Annotated in this window: 12 protein-coding genes and 1 pseudogene; 1 reads left to right on the top strand and 12 read right to left on the bottom strand. The window is 41.3% G+C overall.

The window, feature by feature from the left end; translation table 11 throughout:
* Positions 1-45 precede the first annotated feature (45 nt).
* The 7 genes from ACQV1I_RS06370 to ACQV1I_RS06340 form a co-directional block, all read right to left on the bottom strand.
* Positions 46-957 carry an ABC transporter ATP-binding protein gene (locus ACQV1I_RS06370; protein WP_116333132.1) on the bottom strand — a complete coding sequence of 304 codons (912 nt, stop codon included), beginning with the start codon at positions 955-957 and terminating at the stop codon, positions 46-48.
* A 6-nt stretch (positions 958-963) separates the two neighbouring features.
* Positions 964-2034: a FecCD family ABC transporter permease gene (locus tag ACQV1I_RS06365; protein ID WP_116333131.1), complete on the bottom strand. Its 1071-nt coding sequence runs from the start codon at positions 2032-2034 to the stop codon at positions 964-966.
* 18 nt (positions 2035-2052) lie between these two features.
* Entirely contained in the window at positions 2053-3057 is a 1005-nt protein-coding gene (locus ACQV1I_RS06360; protein ID WP_116333130.1) for an ABC transporter substrate-binding protein, read from the bottom strand.
* Between the two features lie 227 nt (positions 3058-3284).
* Positions 3285-4916 carry a PepSY domain-containing protein gene (locus ACQV1I_RS06355; RefSeq protein ID WP_438769130.1) on the bottom strand — a complete coding sequence of 544 codons (1632 nt, stop codon included), beginning with the start codon at positions 4914-4916 and terminating at the stop codon, positions 3285-3287.
* Positions 4897-5442: an RNA polymerase sigma factor gene (locus tag ACQV1I_RS06350; protein ID WP_104066226.1), complete on the bottom strand. Its 546-nt coding sequence runs from the start codon at positions 5440-5442 to the stop codon at positions 4897-4899. Before ACQV1I_RS06350 ends, ACQV1I_RS06355 begins: the two co-directional genes overlap by 20 nt.
* Before the next feature lie 194 nt (positions 5443-5636).
* Positions 5637-6830 carry a hypothetical protein gene (locus tag ACQV1I_RS06345; RefSeq protein ID WP_116333128.1) on the bottom strand — a complete coding sequence of 398 codons (1194 nt, stop codon included), beginning with the start codon at positions 6828-6830 and terminating at the stop codon, positions 5637-5639.
* 444 nt (positions 6831-7274) lie between these two features.
* Positions 7275-7655, bottom strand: a complete 381-nt coding sequence (locus tag ACQV1I_RS06340) for a hypothetical protein (RefSeq protein ID WP_094701235.1) — start codon at positions 7653-7655, stop codon at positions 7275-7277.
* A 173-nt stretch (positions 7656-7828) separates the two neighbouring features.
* On the opposite strand from ACQV1I_RS06340, the gene nfi reads away from it, so the two are divergent.
* Positions 7829-8506 (top strand): deoxyribonuclease V, encoded by a 678-nt coding sequence (gene nfi, locus ACQV1I_RS06335; RefSeq protein WP_116333127.1) that lies wholly within the window; start codon positions 7829-7831, stop codon positions 8504-8506.
* A gap of 391 nt (positions 8507-8897) precedes the next feature.
* On the opposite strand, the pseudogene ACQV1I_RS06330 reads toward nfi, so the two are convergent.
* The 5 genes and pseudogenes from ACQV1I_RS06330 to ACQV1I_RS06310 all read right to left on the bottom strand — a co-directional run bounded on the left by ACQV1I_RS06330 (position 8898) and on the right by ACQV1I_RS06310 (position 18499).
* Positions 8898-9121, bottom strand: a pseudogene (locus ACQV1I_RS06330) (bacteriocin immunity protein).
* A 151-nt stretch (positions 9122-9272) separates the two neighbouring features.
* Positions 9273-9860 (bottom strand): CbrC family protein, encoded by a 588-nt coding sequence (locus ACQV1I_RS06325; protein WP_116333126.1) that lies wholly within the window; start codon positions 9858-9860, stop codon positions 9273-9275.
* Positions 9861-10162: 302 nt separating this feature from the next.
* Positions 10163-10333, bottom strand: coding sequence for a DUF7660 family protein (locus ACQV1I_RS06320; protein WP_438769950.1), 171 nt, complete (start codon positions 10331-10333; stop codon positions 10163-10165).
* A 1648-nt stretch (positions 10334-11981) separates the two neighbouring features.
* On the bottom strand, positions 11982-12551 hold the full coding sequence (locus ACQV1I_RS06315; protein ID WP_236645685.1) for a hypothetical protein: 570 nt from the start codon (positions 12549-12551) through the stop codon (positions 11982-11984).
* The gene (locus ACQV1I_RS06310; protein WP_236645684.1) at positions 12548-18499 is read right to left on the bottom strand and encodes an RHS repeat-associated core domain-containing protein; all 5952 of its coding nucleotides are present in this window, start codon (positions 18497-18499) and stop codon (positions 12548-12550) included. The genes ACQV1I_RS06315 and ACQV1I_RS06310 overlap by 4 nt, the downstream gene beginning before the upstream one ends.
* Between the last annotated feature and the right edge of the window lie 13 nt (positions 18500-18512).

Raw genomic sequence — 18512 nt, 5'->3', positions numbered from 1 at the left:
ATCATGATTTTACTTTTGATCTAAGGTAAGAACATGCCTGCGTATCTATTCATTCCCTAGCTGTTCTGATCGCTGTTTTGGGCAAACCAGTACCTGAGGTCGCTCCGTCTTGGGATGAGGGACAATCGCTGTGTTCACTTGAAAAACGTCAGAAAGTCGCTTTGTGGTCATCATTTCAGTCGGTGTTCCCTCAGCCGAAATCCTACCATCATATAGCACAATAATCCGATCACAGTACAAGGAAGCTAAATTCAGATCGTGTAAAACAGATACGACTGTTACTCCGCAATCCTGCTGCCACTCCTGCACCACGTCCATGAATTGCACTTGATGATGAATATCTAAATAAGTGGTTGGTTCATCCAACAAAACGATGCTAGGCGACTGAGCCATTAACTTGGCTAACGCAGCTCTCTGTCGTTGTCCACCACTCAATTGGTCTAGTCTTTTGTTTGCCAGCTTCTTCAACTGTAGTCGATCCATAATGCTATCGATAAACGGTCCACTATCCTCGGTTTCTGTTCCCCACCAGGATTGATATGGAAAACGTCCCATTTCTACGACTTCTTGCACCGTATAATGAATCGCAGGAATCGTTTCCTGTTGGAGAACAGCCATATGCTGGGATAATTTTTTTCTCCCATATGACTTGATGTCTTTTCCATATACGAGAATCTGTCCAGCAGATGGCGTCTCTGCTCGTGACATCAGAGATAGCAGGGTAGATTTGCCACTGCCATTCGGTCCAATAATACCTAGCCACTCACCCGCTCGAATCTCGATGCTCACCTGTTGCAAAACCGATTGATTTCCATATCGATGTGAGACATCACAGACAGAAATGACAGGATCATTCTGTTCTTTTTGCAAGGTCTCCTGGCTATTGAAGTATGTGGAATAATCATGATTTTGCTGTTGCTTATGTTCTGATGTTACTTGTTGTCCTCTGCTCTTCATCAGCGATCATCCTCCCCTGCGCTTCCGTTTATTTCGGATCAGTAGCATGGCAAAAAACGGTGCACCGATAAAGGCGGTTACTACTCCAAGTGGTATCTCTGTTGGGGCAAGCAAGGTACGGGAGATGGTATCCGCCCACAACACATAAATAGCACCACCTAAAGCAGACATGGGGATCAATAAGCGGTAATCAGACCCTATGATCATCCGAAGTAAATGAGGAACGACCAATCCAACAAAACCGATCACACCTGCCACGGATACAGCGGCTGCCGTCACGAGAGTAGCTGTTAGTAGCACGATCCACTTCGTCCGTTCTACATGCAGACCTAGATGCCCGGCTTGTCTCTCTCCCAATGCAAGCATATTTAAGGGACGAGCATATGCAAATAAAATCAGTAGTCCTATCACTAAGTATGGCAATAAGACACTTGTATAGGACCAGCCCCGCATAGCCAGACTTCCCATCACCCAAAATAAAATTTCATTGATGGTTTGCTTAGACATTGCCACAAGAAAAGAAACAATCGAGCCTAGAAAGGCTTGCATAACTACCCCAGATAAAATCAGGGTTTCAATCGGAATCTTTCCGTTTTCTCTTGCCATCTGCAACACAATCACTAATGTACAAACTCCGGTCACAAAGGCAGTCAATGGCACTGTCCATTGTCCCAACCAAGCATATTGCAGGCCAAAGTAAATAAGTATGGCCGCCCCAACTGAAGCACCAGAGGATACTCCTAAAGTAAAGGGGTCTGCTAGTGGATTGCGTAAAACACCTTGAAACGCTGCTCCTGCTATCCCAAGCGAAGCCCCGACTAACAAAGCCAAGATTACCCTCGGCAATCTGACGTTTAGCATAATTTGTGTAGAGGACTCATCCCATGTAACGGGAATAAATGAATGAATCCCAGGAATCTGGTGCAATAAAATGCGCGTAATCTCATCCATCGGCAACATAACAGAACCAATGGCTAAACTAGCCACAACAGACAGCAGGAGCAGTATCATTCCCACTGCTCCTGCTGTCATTCTTTTTTTCACATTCATCTGTCCGTAAGCGTTATTTGTACTCATCCTAGAGGTCAGCCCCACTTACTTAAATTTATCAGGATAGATTGCTTTCGCCATCTCTTTCAAGCCTTCTGCAAGGCGTGGTCCAGGACGACTGATGATATTCTGGTCAAGTCCTACTACTGTGTTGTTTTTAATCGCCTCAATCCCACTCCAGCCTTTACGAGAACGTATAATATCCTCTAAGGATTGGTTTGTTTTAGAGTCTATTACTCCCAGTGTGTAGAGAATAACATCGGGATTTTTTTTAATGATGGTCTCTTCATTAATTTGTACCCAGCCTTTTGTGTCACCAGCCACGTTGATTCCACCAGCAAGCTCTATTATTTGGTTTAAAAATTCCCCGCTACCAACCGTCCAGCCTGGAGAAAATTCAAGATAAACTTTCTTTTTCTCGTTCATATTTTTTACAACAGCTAAAATCTCGTCACGAGTCTTTTGAAGCTCGTCCACAACTTTCTTCGCTTCAGCCTGATGATCGGTGATTTTTCCATACAACTCCATATTTGCAATCACGTCATCATACGTCTTTGGTTCTACCTTAAAGATTTTTACACCAAGCTCTCGGAATTTCTTGACCGTCTCTTCTTTCATTGAAATCCCTGTAAATACAATATCCGGTTTGGCAGCCAAAATGGACTCAACGTTCGGCGCCATAATGCTCCCCATTTTCGGCTTATCCTTAGTAGATGCCGGGTAATCATCGTAGTCAGAAACTCCCATGATTTTTTGCTCAAGTCCAAGTGCAAATAACGTTTCCGTTTCAGCAGGCGATACTGATACAATACGTTCCGGGGCTTTTTCGAAGGTGAACTCTTCCCCCGTCACATCTTTTACTTTGAGTGGATAGATGGTTTTTAGTGTAGTATCTGTCGCTTGATTATCCGATGCCGAATCCGTCGCTTGGTTCTGACTTGGGGAAGGTTGTGCTCCGTCCTTTGGTGTTGTTTCACCTGAACACGCGGTTAGTGAAACAGCTAAACATACTGTTAGCAATGCTGTTAGACTATGTTTCATTTTTTTCATGGAAATATCCTCTCTTCACTCGATTTTTACCGATCATATCTACCAAAAATCCCTAATCCTTCAAACAGACGGATTAGGGATGGTGTCGCCTCTTGAACGGGAGGACTGCTCTCCTCCATCTAACTTAAAGAAATACAATTGTGTCGTAAAAGAAACTATCGTATTTAATTATAGGAGAAAGAAAGCGAACTTACAAGAAAACTGGTATATAAGATAAAATAACCTTTCTATCTAATCACTTCACCGGTAATCGCATCAACATACAGCCTAGGTGTGTCATGATAATATATCTGATAAACCAAGTGAGGAACTGCTATTTGTTGCTTCTTATCCATTAGCATGACATAGACTAAAGACAATGGGCGTTCCTTCAAGTAGATAGTAGCAGCTACGTCTGGTGTCATTGCTTTCGATTTGTCCGGGAGGCTAGTAGTTCCTTGTACTCCATAGCCCAGATCAAGTCCAATTACCTTTTCTGTTTTGGCATCAAGGGTCACAGAATAACTTCGATTAATGATGGGAATACCTTGATACGACCTTCTAAATCGATAGGTTTGAGTCAAACTTGTTTTTTCAACATCTATCAATAGAAGCTCTTTCGTATGAACATTCATATATCTTTCTATGATGCCCTTCGCTATTCCAGACAATTCCTTGTGAACTGCGATGGTAGAAGAATCCCTCTCTTTCACACCTGGAGTACTAATCCTAAACCCCATCAATTGTCCGTCAAGGGTTTCTACCTTAATTATTTTTCCTTCTTCGATTTGCCAGGAATATTCTTTATAGGTATCGGTAGACAAAGTATCCTCTAACGCTCCAGGTCCATATACGACGATGCCAAATTCCTTTTGAAGGATTCTCACAACCTCTTCTGGAGTATGAGCAATCAGTTTTTTACCCTGAGCTACGATCGGAATAGGCTTACTAGATCCTTGGTTTTGCTCCTCTTCCTTCGCTTCTCTTACTTGTCCACTGACCGCATCAATATAGCCTGAAAAGTTAAATTCATAGGTAAGCCGCGGTTGTTCATCCCCTTGGTAAACTAGCCTCATGTCTTTCATAAATAATTGTTTAGCAGTCGCTTTGGATATAGCTTGCTGTGGCAAAGGAAATTTCATATTTGTATCTGTGCTTTTTGTGATGGTTGATTGTTTTATTTGACCTGATTCATCTAATTCCACTTTATAGCTATCCGCTAAAAAGGGGATTCCATTTACCATACGATTCATGAAAATGTATCCGCGAGCAGGGGCAGAGAGTGCGGGATTTATTTGATATCCCTTTAAATCTTCACCTCCAAGCTGCTGCAAATAGCTCAATGCCTTTTCCTTCGGTGTAGAATTATTCGTTTCTTTACTCTTATCTTTTGCTTTTGGTTTTGGGGTTACCACATCGTTCTTTTCTTTTTCTTTGGCTGTTTGCTTCTGTGAAAGTGACTCCTTTAGAGAAGTCTTTGGCTTAGATACAAGCTGTTGCTGTTGCTGTTGCTGTTGCTGTTGCTCTTGATTTTGTTTTTGTTCTTGCTTTTGTTCCTGCTTTTGCTCTCGTTTTTGCTTTTCTAAGACCTCAACAGGGGGTTTCGCAATAAACTCCTGTTTCGTAGGATAGCTGGACATAGGTGGCAAAGCCTCTTTATTCACTGAAGGTGCAAAAAGGTACAATAGAAGTGCGAATACGCTTGCTAGTCCAAGCCCAAATTGAATTGGTCGATAAAATCTGTTTCTTCTGTGCACCACAATATTTGTCTGATACTCTAGCTGGGTACGTAAGGTTTCTACAAACTCTTTTCTTGGTTTATTCTTTGTATGTAATTTTCTTAATCGAACGAGCAATTCCTTATCTTTTTGCCAATCCATCGTACAGCTCCCCTCCTATCCGTCCTGCTAGTTCCTTTTCAAGCTTTTTCAATGCTCGATGCAAGGTCACTTTCACCTGTGATTCCGAATAATCCATGATGGAGGCTGTTTCCCTAACGCTGTATCCCTGAATTCCCCTGAGGATGACAACCATTCTATAATGCTGTGGTAGCTTTTGGATCGCTCGGATCAGCTCCTGCTCCTCTTCCCAGCTCTCTACTTCTTTTTCTGGTAACCCATCTGAAGACACATGTTTTTTTAGTACATCAATGGAAAACAGACTTTTCCATCTTTTCTTGCGATGATAATCAATCGCAATGTGCTTCGCTATCGCAAATAGCCACGTTTTCAGGTTCGCTCTATTTTCATAGCGTGCCAGGGAACGGATCACACGGACAAAAACCTCCTGTGTCAAATCCTCTGTGTCATTTTGATTGCCAGTATAGTACAGCAGAAAATGATAAACATCTAAATAATACTGCTCATAGATTAACAATACTTGCTGTTTTATATCTTCGTCATACAATGCAGTTCCTCCATTCACAAGCTCTTGTTGATACATATCTCAGATTACATAAGCAACATTTACTGCCAATATCCTGCTACTCTGTTTCTTGTTTAATTGTTTAATAAGGTCTCCTAACATACTAAACAAGCCTATATATGGCTGTATTCCTAACGCGTGGTTACCCTACCCTTGATTTACTTGTCATTTTACAATTAGCCATCAAAGCTATAGATTTTACCGTCTGCTCCCACCCCAAAGGCATAATGCTCTTTTTCAGGAGTTGTACCATCTAGGATGACTAGCGTTACCCCATTTGTTCCAGTCATGATCATATTCCCAACTGTGTAGCTTTTTGCATTGTCTCCTTGTACACGCTGTAAGAATTCGTATGCCTTTTGTTTGGCCAGCTCTGGGGATGCCCCTTTTCCTGATGGGCGTTTTTCAAAATGTATATATACAAGCTTGCCTGTTTCTTCCTCTATATGCATTCTGATCTCTTCTTTCTTGTCAGTCTTTGACTTTTTAAAATTAATATCGTAAAAAGTATTATACTTAGATAGGCTAATTTCTTTTACGTTATAATCTCTTAATTCCGGGTAAAGTACGTGCATCCGATCAAACATAGCCTGTGCCGGCTTTGTCAGCTCGTCATTTGGCATTTCCCGATTTTCGAGGTCAGCCGCAAACCATTTATCAAATAGAATTGGCTTTGTTACAGCATCCAAACTTTCAATTTTACCGTTTTCACCGAAACGCACTGAAACGTAATTTGCCACATTACTCTTATTTGGTAGGCTAATTCGGAAATTGACCACCGGAGGCAGGGTTTTAGCTGGGATTATCTTGCCTTCCACTTCTTTTTCTTTTTGGGTTTCTCTCCATACCGAAATAGGGGAGTCGTTCTTTGCCTTTCCTCCATATAATTTTTCTACTAAAAGAGCTGCTTGTTGTTTAGCAGTTTCATCCGTTATTTGTTTTTCCAATCCCTTTGGCGAAGCGTAAACACTTGTCCCATTTGGATATTCTGTGCGTTCTAAAAAGCCGAAATATAGCAGTTCTCCTGTTTGTTTGTCCAGTTGAATATTGACGAGTGGCGTGTTACCTGCACCATTTTTGCTTACTTCTACGTCGATTAATTTACTCCATCTTTTTTTAAGCTCAATCTTCTGATTGTTATACTCCTTGATTTCGGGAAAGGCTAGCGTCAGCTTTTCTATCACACTCTTTACCTGACGATTGATATCAGCTTGTGGGGGAATTTGCCCTTGTGTAGAGGTAGTTTGTTTCCCATTCGTCTTCGTATCTATAGCCCAAACCGGTGAAATCGGTACAGAAAGTAGCGTTATGACGGAAGCAGTTGCCATAAATCTGTGTAATGACATGGTTTTGTTTTTGGGGATATTCATCTTATCTCTCCTCAATGTCTACCTTTTTTAACCTCTATTAGTCGAAGCAAGTTCGAAATGGTTACAGTCTTTTCTTTTTTTATGGGTGATATGCACTAAATCGACTTGGTGAGGGATAAATGAGTTAGCTTTTCCCTTCATCAAAATAACCCCGAGTTCTTAAAAGTCAACTCGGGGTTACAGATGTTTGGGATAGCGACTATGACTTATCTGAAGTAAGTCTTCAGTGAAGTGCATCCATTTACTATCAGCTTCATCTAGCATTTTGGGGTCTAACTCGATAAAAGTATTGTAATCTACCTTCCAAGCAGAAGGTATTCTTAAGGGTTGTAATTTCACAGTTGGGAGGGCACATTTTACTCTCAAGATATCACCTATTTATCTATTTTGGGGTTAGATTTTCAAACATTTATCAGAAGTAGGTTAGAAGATCATATGGAAATATCACAAATGATTATTGTAGAGAATGACACTCTTGGTTTGAACTCTTAGAAAACTTCCTACTTTCAAAGGAATTCCTTCTGTTTCCACAAGGATGATACTTTCCCCAACCCGGACTACACAGCAGCCATCATCTTCAGATACTGATTCTAGTTTCCCTACGAAATCAACCATGTCATTTTGTATTTTAATTGGGTGCTCATCCATATTTGTTGCTTGGATATCTTTATCCCATGCAAGTATTTGTGGAATCTCGATCTCAACATCGTATGTGCTACCTTCTTTTGGAGGATTTCCGTGCCATATTGCACTACCTTCTCCATACTGTGAGGTAAAGCGTACCTTAGACTCGTCAGGTTCATATTGCTTTATTAATATTTTCATTTTTCACCTCAACTTGCTTTCTAGTAAACCATCTGGTCATTTTATTTATCTAGTAGGAATATTATCTTAACCTTTTACATCTAATTGATATAATCTAGTTTGCTAGTAACCGAGATACCTTGGTAAAATTCTATTTATTAATCTAGTATAAAAACTTGTAGGAGGGTTTATTAATGGAGCCCGTTTTTAATCACCCATGGGATTTATCTGAAGCAGATGCCATAGAGCTACAAAATACGTTAGCAAAAAAAGTCATACAAAATGACCAATTAAACGAGATCACTTATATTGCGGGAATTGACGTTGCTTACAGTGAGCATAACGATACACTCGTCGCCGCTATTGTTATTCTGGAAGCTTGTTCGCTGAAAATCGTTGAAACGGTTGTTGTAGAGGACGTCGTACACTTTCCCTATATCCCCGGCTTATTTTCTTTCAGAGAATTACCGCCTGTAGTGAAAGCTTTTAAGAAATTAACCATCATTCCAGATTTAGTGGTATGTGACGGACAAGGGCGTGCCCATCCTAGACGCTGTGGGCTAGCAAGTCATTTAGGTGTCTTATTTGACATTCCCACTATAGGCTGTGGAAAAACCAATTTGCTAGGAGAATACGCTGAACCAGATCGTACAAGGGGTTCCTATTCTCCATTACTTTCAGACGATGAGATCATAGGTAACGTCTTACGTACTCAGGATTCTATCAAACCTATCTATGTATCCATCGGGCATCGTATTTCGTTGGCAACGGCTCGTGAATGGATATTGAAACTATCTCCGAGATACCGCATACCAGAAACAACTCGACAGGCAGATCAGCTTGTTAGGAAGAGTATAGGGAATTTGGATTAGCGTTTTGAATTTAAAAAGGGCTGGAATGTAAAGCCCTTTTGTTTTTTCTTTTATATGTGCAAAAGATATTTTAGAGAAGGCTAAACAAAACCATAGACCAATCCATTTATAACTACAAATAAGATACATACACCTAACGAGTATTCAGTTCTTAGCTTTTATCTTAATTCTTTATATCCTATTCTATTAAAAGTAAACAAATTTTATAAAGTCTCCTTTAGTTTCAACTTTTCCAGTATATCTTGAATATCCATATATTTCTCCCATCTTATAGTTTAGCCCAAATTTTTTCCAAGTAGTAAGGCAACGGATTTATCTCCTATTTCTATGCTAAATTTCCATTCTTCTTTATAAACCTCAGCTGCTGCCATATTGTGTATAAGTTTCTAATTCATTTCCTTTTATCGGTTTCTTTATAGTTTAATGCTATCTCTACTATTTCTTCAGGTGTTAACGTCGTGTCACTCCAAAAAATTAAATCACTTGGAGCAGGATGGGGTACATTTTGTTCTAGGATATCAATATATATTCACTTACCACCTCTTCTGATAACTTTGGATTACATATTTTTTCTACTAGTTTGATTAGTTCCTCTTTTCTTAGTTTCTCTGACATTTCCCTTCCTCCTTATACTATCTTGTAATTGATTTATGATGAAGAGCCATACCATTTTATTTTTCCATGAAACCAACTTTGAGCGTATGATTTACACATAAGAAAACCCGAATAAGGGCTTTTTATCATGTCCATTATTCGGGTCTCATTATTAGGTATGATCAGAATGCAATCTATATTTTCCACATTTTTTACATTGAAACAAGTATAACCCTATATCTTCACCTAATTGATCAACAGATAAGCCATAATTCTCCTTTAAAAGGCTTACCCCTTCTTGTAAATCATTTCTCATATCATGTAGTTCACTTTTATCCAAATATCTAACAAATGAACAAAATTCATTACAATGACTTAGCCATTGTGGTTCTTGCCAAGCGATATAACTAGGCGTGCGGAAGAGTAATTCTTCTAGGTTATCATCATGTATAAGCTCAACATCATCATATCCCATAAAATACATATACTCGTTTGTTTCATCATTAAAAGAAACAGACAATAGCTTATCTTTATATTCTACCGCACCTTGTAAAACCCCTTTAAAATCCGTAGTAGCTCTTCCATCATAAATACACCAAGGACATATATTATTTACGTCATCAACGGAATAAAATGGACCAGAATAAATATACGTCGTTTCGTTGTTACAAACGGAACAATTTTGTTTAGGTACTTGCTCAAAAATACTGACTTTGTACGCGTTAGGATGATACTTAAACTTCGGCAAATTATCTCTCATGGAATGATCCTCCTGATGAGTAAATAAACCATAAATACATAATAATTCTATGTATACTTAAAAATTTGATTATTTTGATAGGAATTGAAATTATCCCTTATCTTCTTCCTATTGTTTTTCTTGATGTTAAAAAGATTCCTCCCTCAAATTAAAGTTGGAATAATCCTTCCCTATTCCTGTGATAATTCCAACTTGGGCGTAGGTATACCAGACGACCCGTCAATCACCGCTTACCATCTAATGATTAATTTACAACTTTTCCATAATCTAATGCAGTTTAGATAATTATTCATATCTACTCCCTACAAATAAAACTGTCGCAGTTGCATTCCAATCAACACTTTCTTCAACTCTTCCTTAGCATTATCCATTAGTTCATACCTATCTTCAATCCATGATGCAATCCCATTAAGGTAATCTGCAGGGCTTGTATTAGCCCATTGACTTCGGTTTTGTTCTAAATCTTCGACCAGTGATTAATTAAACGTTATTAATCCTTCTACATCCTTAACATTTTCTAGTTTATCTTGAATATTCAAGTTACCCCATCAAAATTCTCTTCTATTCTATTTATTCCTATTTCACGTTCTTTTTCATAATCAATTTGGAATTTGAGTTTGAAGATTTTCCCTTTCTCTTAGCCTTGCCCTGTTGACACTGCCTAGTCCCAAGCCCCGCCAACTTCAGTCCCGGGTGATAGTACCGTTCCCTCATGTAATATAAGCCATTCTGGTCGGTCATGACACCACCTTTACCATTATAACAAAACAGTTGAGAAACCTTTAAATCATCCGCCTAAAAAATAGGAATTTAATTGCTATTTTTAACAAATAACTCATTTTATATATTTTGCAAAAAACCTCCTTTGTCCTCATTTTCGGTTTCAAAAGGCAGAGGTGTCATTCTCATTCAATTCGTTATACCCCGGGACAACCGCATATCTGATAGCCTGTAACTGATGAAGCTCTTCGTTTATATTCATATTACATATATAATCAATATCTTCGTAAGTTATATATTCTATATCTATAAATTTTAATAAACTTAATATATGAATCGGTTTTATATCCTTAGTCCTCATTTCAAGTTCACTTTCAGGTTCCACTAATCTCTTACCCAATAGCCAGCAATTATAAAAATTATTGTCCCCATACCGGAAATGCAGTAATAGGTTGAAATTTGGATTGAGAAGACTCGATCAGAGTACGAGACTCCAGAACTTGTCGTTACTGATATCCTTCCACGATGATATTGGTAAACTTTATTGAGGTCTCAGCTTTATTTGAATTCCCCGAGTTTCTTAGTATTTGTTGTGCTCGTTGAATCATATTTAACTGATCTCTATGGTTTAAAAATCTTGTGGTAGCTGAAGGTAAGTTACCCGACTTCGTCAGTCCTAGGATTCATTCCTTGCTTCACGTAATCATATTGAGATTGCAATGTTGTTTGAGCACCAAATCTCTTTAAGAAGTGAGCACCAGATATGGAGTTTTCCAAATCTTGAAGTCGAGGCATCTGTAGCGAAAAAAAGATTGCCTTCTGTTATCGTAGCTGATATCCTGTACCTTATTTCCCAACGCATCTCAGATCTGAATTAGGTATCCTGTTTCATCATAATCGACGTTCTCTATTCTACCTAACGGATCAGTAGTGTAAATTACAACCCAATTGGTCCCGCTCAAAAGTAAATTTCCGCTTCATTTAGTTGGATAACGGCAATCCTAGAGCGTCCGTTACGCTTTCCATTGGTCCTAGCGATAACAGGCGGTTGCTCCTGAAGAGATGGTTACTTCCATGCGATGATCAAATTCATTATAAGAAAAGGAGAACTTTGGCGTTTTTAAACACGTTCTGAAAACAGTACCACTCCAGAACGTGAAGTCATTCGATTTATAAATGCCCAATCTGTATCTTAATATTGTGGGTAAATGGTTAACAATAATAGACATTTACTAAAAGCAATAACCCGAATATGGACTTTAATATGTGTCCAGTATTCGGGTTACAATTAATGTTGTCTATCAAGATTATAACTCATGCAAAAATTTAGGAAACAAACCTAGGTGATCTGGAGTTTTCAACATTTTGTTTTTCAATAACTAAAACATGGTAAGCCTTCTTTTAGTCATCTTCAACATCTTCTTTTCTTTCCACCTCAAATGTCTCCATCCAATATTTAGCTCTAAATGCAATCTTTTCATTAGATGAATTTAACAAGGTAGTAATAAAATCTTCTGCATTTTCGTCATTCCAAACAATTGTTTCAAAATACTTTTCAATTACTTCTTCAGTCCATGCTGGATTTATTTGTTCTGTTAGTTTTTTCAAACTTACTATTACAAGTTCAGAAATATTCTCAGGCATGTATTCTATAGCATCCAAAACCCAATAGTGAGGAGCATTAGGATCTTCTTCTTTCAATATTTCCATAAAATACTCCAAATATTTAGGAGAAGGGTGCTCAAGAACTGAACCAATCCAATACTGAGCATCTGTCCAACTTTTCGTAACAAGGTTATTTTTAATATAAGAAATTATTTCTTTTTCAACAGTATCCTGCTCTAATAATTTGACTGCCTGTCCAAATTCTCCGAGCTTTTTTTGTACTAAATTAATATCAGATTTTTTCCCTGCATCAGCAATTTCACGACTATAGATTTCAATTAATTGTTGCAATTTATTATTTTTCAAAGTTCCCTCCAAGATAAAATGTTTTTATTAAATAAATCAAGTCCTTCTTTGCTAGGACCCAAGCCCAAACTTAATACCCCCCTTTTTTCAAATTTGACTTCAACTAGACCTTCTCTATGTTCAGGTAAGTTAGGAAACTGTACCCTAGCAGACCCATGGGTTCCACCAAGCTTTATCAGTTCTTCCTTGGTACCTGGTTTAACCTCAAACTCAACAAAACGAGTATAGTTCCTAGATTTTTGCGACTTACGTTTAGATAGATCACCCGATCCATAATGAGGATCATCGGTAATTTTTAGCTCACTTTTCCCTTCAGGTCGTTTGGTTAGAATCTCGTTTTTTTCTAGCTTTTTAAATTCTTTTTCCGACATCCCTCGATAAAATTTTTCAGTTTGCTGATCATGATTCCCCTTCTGGCACTGCCCAGTCCCAAGCCCTGCCAATCCCAACGGATCAATAAACCCTACTGGATCGCCATTCACATAGGCAAATCGGTTAAAGGTCTGCCCTTCTGTCACGTCTCCTGCTAAAATGTCTCGATTCAGGAATCGCTTCAGTCCGGGATGATAGTATCTCGCCCTCATGTAATACAAGCCATTCGGGTCGGTCATGACACCATCTCTTCCATTATAACAAAACGGTTGGGAAGTTGTACCATCGTGTTGTTCTAATTCGCCATACACGCCGTAGCTGTAGCGGTCAGTGACTCGTCCGCTCCAATCACTCAGCATCGTGGTACTACCACGCATATCTGTATGATACGACAAATAATTTCCTTGTGCATCCTCTCGACCGATTAGGCCTTGTCCGTACACATAATAGGCTTTCGGCCTACCGTCTTCTCCTAACTCCATAAGAACACGGCTAAGCTCCTCCACTTGGTCGACTACATAGCGTGTTGTCTTTCCCTTCCACGTCATCGAAGTACGTACGTACTCGGCATCATAGGTGTAGTGCGCTTGACCTGTGCGAACTAAGCGATTGCGGGCATCGTATGCATAGGTATGGGTTTGCTCATTCTCTGTCCATACGAGAAGATTGCCGTCTGCATCCATCTCTACTGGCTGTTCATTTACATGGGAAAGTCTGTTGTCTTTTCCATACCCTATTGCCTTCTTCCGTGTGGTCTCTACCGACCCAATACCTGTGACATTTCCACCTTGGTCGTAGCTATACCAGACACGACCGCCTGGCCATTCACCGCTTACCAGACGTTTTAAAGCGTCGTAGGTATACTGCTTTTCCTCTTCCTGCACAATTTGTCCTAGCTCATTGTACACGTAGCGATATTTCTGGAACATGACCCCTTGGCGGTTTTGATCCCACAGACGTACCATTTGTCCGGTGGCATCGTAGCTACGTTGCTCGATGGTTCCATTTGGCCGTACCGTCTTGATCAGTCGCCCATTTTCGTCGTAGGTGTAGGTAGTACGACGCCCTGCCCAGTCTTTTACCTCCGTGAGCTGTCCGGCTACATCATAGGTATACTGAACAACCTTCCCATCTGGATAGATGAGATGTGTCAACTGGCTATTTTCATCATAACGGTATCGGATGGTATTTCCGTAGCTATCTGTGCAAGCAGTAACACGTCCCAACAGGTCGTACTCCCGATGCTTCGTGCCTGCTCCTTCTTCCTGTACTTTAACGAGATTGCCGTCTGTATCGTATTCCCTGCGTACAGCGCCAACCTCATCCTTTTGTTCAAGAAGTTGACCGGCGGCATCATAGCGATAGTGGGTTTCCTGTCCTCTGGCATTGGTACGTTTGTGCATCCAGCCTCGTTCGTCATAGGCAAAATGGATAGCTTCCCCGGTGGCATTTTGTTCCTCCACCACCAGCCCACTTTGATCGTACCGAAGTGTCGTTTCATTTTCATTGGCATCGGTATAGCTGATGAGACGACCTTCCTTGTCATATTGCTGACGATAGATAGCGGCATCATTTTCCATAACCTCGGTCAGACGAGCAACGGCATCGTAGGAGTAGGTTGTGTTTTGTCCGAGAGCATTTGTCTTCTTGGTGCATTGGTATAATTTATTAAAACCGTATAGCGTTGTATGACCCAAGGCATCCGTAGCGGAAACGAGATTGCCTCCTGCATCGTAGCTGACGTCCTGTACCTTATTTCCCAGCGCATCCCAGACCTGAAGGAGGCGTCCGGTTTCATCATAAGCGGCTTTCTCGGTTCGACCTAATGGATCGGTAATGGAGACAATGCGCCCCATTTGATCCCGCTCATAGTGAATTTCCGCTTCATTTGGCTTTATAACAGCAATCAACTGGCCCTCAGCGTCATATCGATAGGTGGTTGTCTGTCCTAGCGCGTCCGTTATGCTTTCCACTTGTCCTAGCACATGATAGCGATAGCAGGTGGTTACTCCTGAAGGCATCGTTTCTTCCACGCGCTGATCAAAGGCATCATAGGCAAAGGAATACTGGCGTCCAAGTGGATCGATTACTTGTACGATATTATCGTTAGCATCATAGGTGCGGCGTACTTTGCCACCTCGTCCATCTTGGAACGATGCAATACGACCAACCTCATCGTAGCCTACCTGTATGACACGACCTTCTCCGTCATAGACAGCCGTGAGTAGGCCTTTGTCATCGTACTGATAACGGCTCGTCACACCATTCGAATCCATATAGCTTACGCGTTGTCCATGCTCGTTATAGCCAATCTCTGAATGACTTTCGTCTGGACGGGTAATGCTTACCAAACGTTCACGCTCATCATACGTGTAGCTCGTGATGCCACCCTCTGCATTGATTTCGGACAACAGCAAATCATCCTCGCTGTATACATAGCTGGTTTGATTTCCTAGTGGATCGACTACCTGAATCAGATTGCCTCGCTCATCGTACTCGTAGGTGGTGGTCTCTTCTTTTCCTACTGTTTCGGAAATCATTTGACCTCGGTCATTATATTCATACGTAACACGACTACCGTCTCTTTCTTGTTTCTCTACTAGTAGCATCCGCTCGTCATGAATCATGACCTCTGTAGCACCCAGACGGTCTGTGAAAGTTGTAATTATGGAACCAGGTATGCTTTCTATGTCATAGGTGAACTGAGAGGCTAGTCCTAAGGCATTGGTCTGAGCGATAACCCGTTCCTCATGGTCGTAGGCGTTGCGATATTGCAAAATTCCATCCACAGTAAGAGACTCGATCTGTCCTTGTTCGGTATACGTTAGCTCGCTTATGGTTCCATTCGGATCGACGAATTGGCTGAGGTGACGAGACTCGTTGTAATCGAATTGCACACTGCGATAAGCATCATAAACACTATATAATAGCCCGTCTTGTCCATATGTTAAGGATAGAGAGCGACCTGTAATCACATCTGTCATTTTGACAAGGCGATTAGAGGAATCATGGATAAAGGTTAACGCTTGCCCCAAGGCATTCGTTTGTTTACTTACCTGTCCATTTCGTTTAAAGTAGTAGGTTTCCCGCGTATTTCGATTGAACAGCTCAAAACCATTCTCCAGACGGCGAAGCTCGTAGAACATCATGTCTACATCTTCTGAAGAAAACAATGGATTCTCTGCTTCCATCTGCATAAACACATTTCTTCTGCCTGTGTTCCACCAGATGGTAATCTCACCCTGGTCAATACGCTCTATGTCGGCATGCATTTCATAATTATGCGTCCAAGCTTTACCGAGTACGCCCTGCTGGAGAAGCAACGAATTGTAGTGTAGCTCGAACGTCCATGTCTCAGCTCCATACAGCTTCAGAGTAGGATGAATGATAAATTGCGATCCGGAGCCAGCATGAATGGGATCGTCTACACAGCTTTTTTTATTGGCAGCTGCATTTTTTGCCCTTTGAGCGGCTTTTTTGCGCTCTTTTTTCGATAGCTTTTTCTTTCCTTTGTGTCGGTTTCTTTTACCACCCATTAAGCCCGCAACAGTGGCAACCCCACTACCAGCCACTTCTTCTAGCACTTGGTATCCTGCTTCTGTCGCGACTTCTTTTGTAATGGCTTTTCCAATTTTGCCAACACGACTGTTTGCAATTGCCTTAAGCTTCATACTGCTTTTCATCTTCTGAACAGCTGCTAATTGATTGACAGTGCTCTTTAGCTTACGCGAGGCGGTATAGACCTTTCCAACTACTACATCAGCTACCTTTGTGACCACTTTGGCTACATCGGCGGCTTTATCAGCTACTTTGGCTACTGTTTTTCCCATTTTTAACGCCTTCGCGGCTTTCATGCCGAGCTTAGCACCGGTCGCGGCTGCTCCCGCAAATGGAATACACGCAACTAAGGAAAGAGCCGCTCCTGCATAATCTCCACGAGCTACCGAGATGCCTGCATTAGCAACATCGGCAACGATCCCAACTACCGGAATCATTCCCACTACATCTAGCGCCAACTGCACGCCATCCAGTAAGCTTCCCCAGAAGCCCTTTTCCTCCTCCGGCGGCGGTGGCGGCGGAGCTGGGTCCTCTGGCTCTGGCTCCGGTTCTAGATCAGCTACCGAGACAGGAGATTTAATCAAACCATCTACTTTTAGCACCGTTCCTTGAATATCTGTCTCCCCATCTAGCACAATGCTGCTTTCCTTACACAGCAAATAAATCGCTTCCTGTGCTTTAATCTCGAACTTGGTATCTGTCTCAATCTCCAAGTCCTTTTCCGCGGAAAACATAATCGCCTTATCACTATGTATCTCGATGCCGTCTTCTACATCCAGCTTAATAAACATCTTGCCTTCTTTTGTATCCTTTGCAGTGAGCACAAAATCAGAGCCGCCCAGCTTCATTTCCTTTCCAAAGTTCGTGCCCCAGTATTTTTCGCTTGGATTGCCCATCTTCGGAGAATCCTGTCCTGTTTTGCGGACGGAGCTCATCGCTACCGCCCCGTCCTCCTGGCTGGTTGCGAAATAAACCTGGACAGCATCTCCCTCTTGTGGCATACAGTGAAAGCCATCGGCACCTTCTGTTGAATAGACGGAGGAATACGGAAACCACCAGGCCTTGCTCTTGTCTTGGGTTTTATCGATATCGAGGTGAACCTTGACAGTATCTCTGCGAATCTCCATAATCTTTCCTTCGAGCGAGACACCTGTTAGCTGTTCATTTCGAATCGGGTTCTGCAAAACGCCTTCCTCTTGGCAAAGGGTGTAGGTATATAACAAGCCGCCTTCGGTAAAACGCGCTGTAGATGCCGCTACCGTCAGCTCCTTCTCTTGAAATAGTACCTTGTCTCCCAATGCAAAATACTGTCCGCTTTCTACCGTATAGTGAGTGAAGGCTGTCTCGTCTAGCTCGCTACCATGTCCCGTGGTGGCTTCCGTGTACCTGTCTAATGATCTTGCCACACCGTAGTGATAGTCTTGTAGTTGTCCTAATTTTCCATCTGGCACACCAAGTGAGAACTTCGGTGTCTTGGAGCTTGTCTCTGGTAACAAAACCGCACCAAAGCGTGACGCCATTCGCTTGATAAACGCCCAATCTGTCTCTTTATATTGCAGCGTAAAGCCTTCTAACTTGGCATCGTTTGTAGCATAATCGAGATAGTCTGATCCTGGATAATCCTTTAGAATCAAATCTAGTAGAGCTGTGTACGTCATGTTCTTATCTTGAAAGGATCTGGTCTTCTCTTTTATATCGAGCTGGCTCGTCAGCGAGATGCCTTCTAGCTCGATATAGTAGATGCCACGGACAGCTCGAACGCCGATATTTTCTATGAGTCCCGTAAATAGATTCCGGACCACTCGTCCATCCTCTACCTCGTTGACCTCGATGAGATCGCTACTCGTGGCCATCGCGATGTAGCTATCCTTCTTCTCTTCCGGAATGATTCCGGTTAGATAGAGCTTGGCGTGGTCGGTTGCTTCCTTGACTAGCTGTAGCTCCTGCAATGTTTGGATATCGTAGGGAGATACGACTTGAAGGTTTCCGTATCCCGCTACTTTAGCTGTCGTTTTCACACACAATCCCCCC

The organism is Brevibacillus sp. JB24b, assembly GCF_051713385.1.
In the GTDB taxonomy this organism is placed as follows: domain Bacteria; phylum Bacillota; class Bacilli; order Brevibacillales; family Brevibacillaceae; genus Brevibacillus_B; species Brevibacillus_B laterosporus.
Note: the sequence above shows the minus strand (reverse complement) of the source record. Positions and strands in the feature narration are given on the sequence as shown.

Bases quoted from the DNA above. Each gene is read 5' to 3' on its own strand.
- ACQV1I_RS06355 (WP_438769130.1), bottom strand. From the start codon at position 4,916: ATGGATTGGCAAAAAGATAAGGAATTGCTCGTTCGATTAAGAAAATTA.
- ACQV1I_RS06325 (WP_116333126.1), bottom strand. From the start codon at position 9,860: ATGAGAGATAATTTGCCGAAGTTTAAGTATCATCCTAACGCGTACAAA.
- ACQV1I_RS06365 (WP_116333131.1), bottom strand. From the start codon at position 2,034: ATGAGTACAAATAACGCTTACGGACAGATGAATGTGAAAAAAAGAATG.
- ACQV1I_RS06370 (WP_116333132.1), bottom strand. From the start codon at position 957: ATGAAGAGCAGAGGACAACAAGTAACATCAGAACATAAGCAACAGCAA.
- ACQV1I_RS06340 (WP_094701235.1), bottom strand. From the start codon at position 7,655: ATGAAAATATTAATAAAGCAATATGAACCTGACGAGTCTAAGGTACGC.
- nfi (WP_116333127.1), top strand. From the start codon at position 7,829: ATGGAGCCCGTTTTTAATCACCCATGGGATTTATCTGAAGCAGATGCC.
- ACQV1I_RS06345 (WP_116333128.1), bottom strand. From the start codon at position 6,830: ATGAATATCCCCAAAAACAAAACCATGTCATTACACAGATTTATGGCA.
- ACQV1I_RS06360 (WP_116333130.1), bottom strand. From the start codon at position 3,057: ATGAAAAAAATGAAACATAGTCTAACAGCATTGCTAACAGTATGTTTA.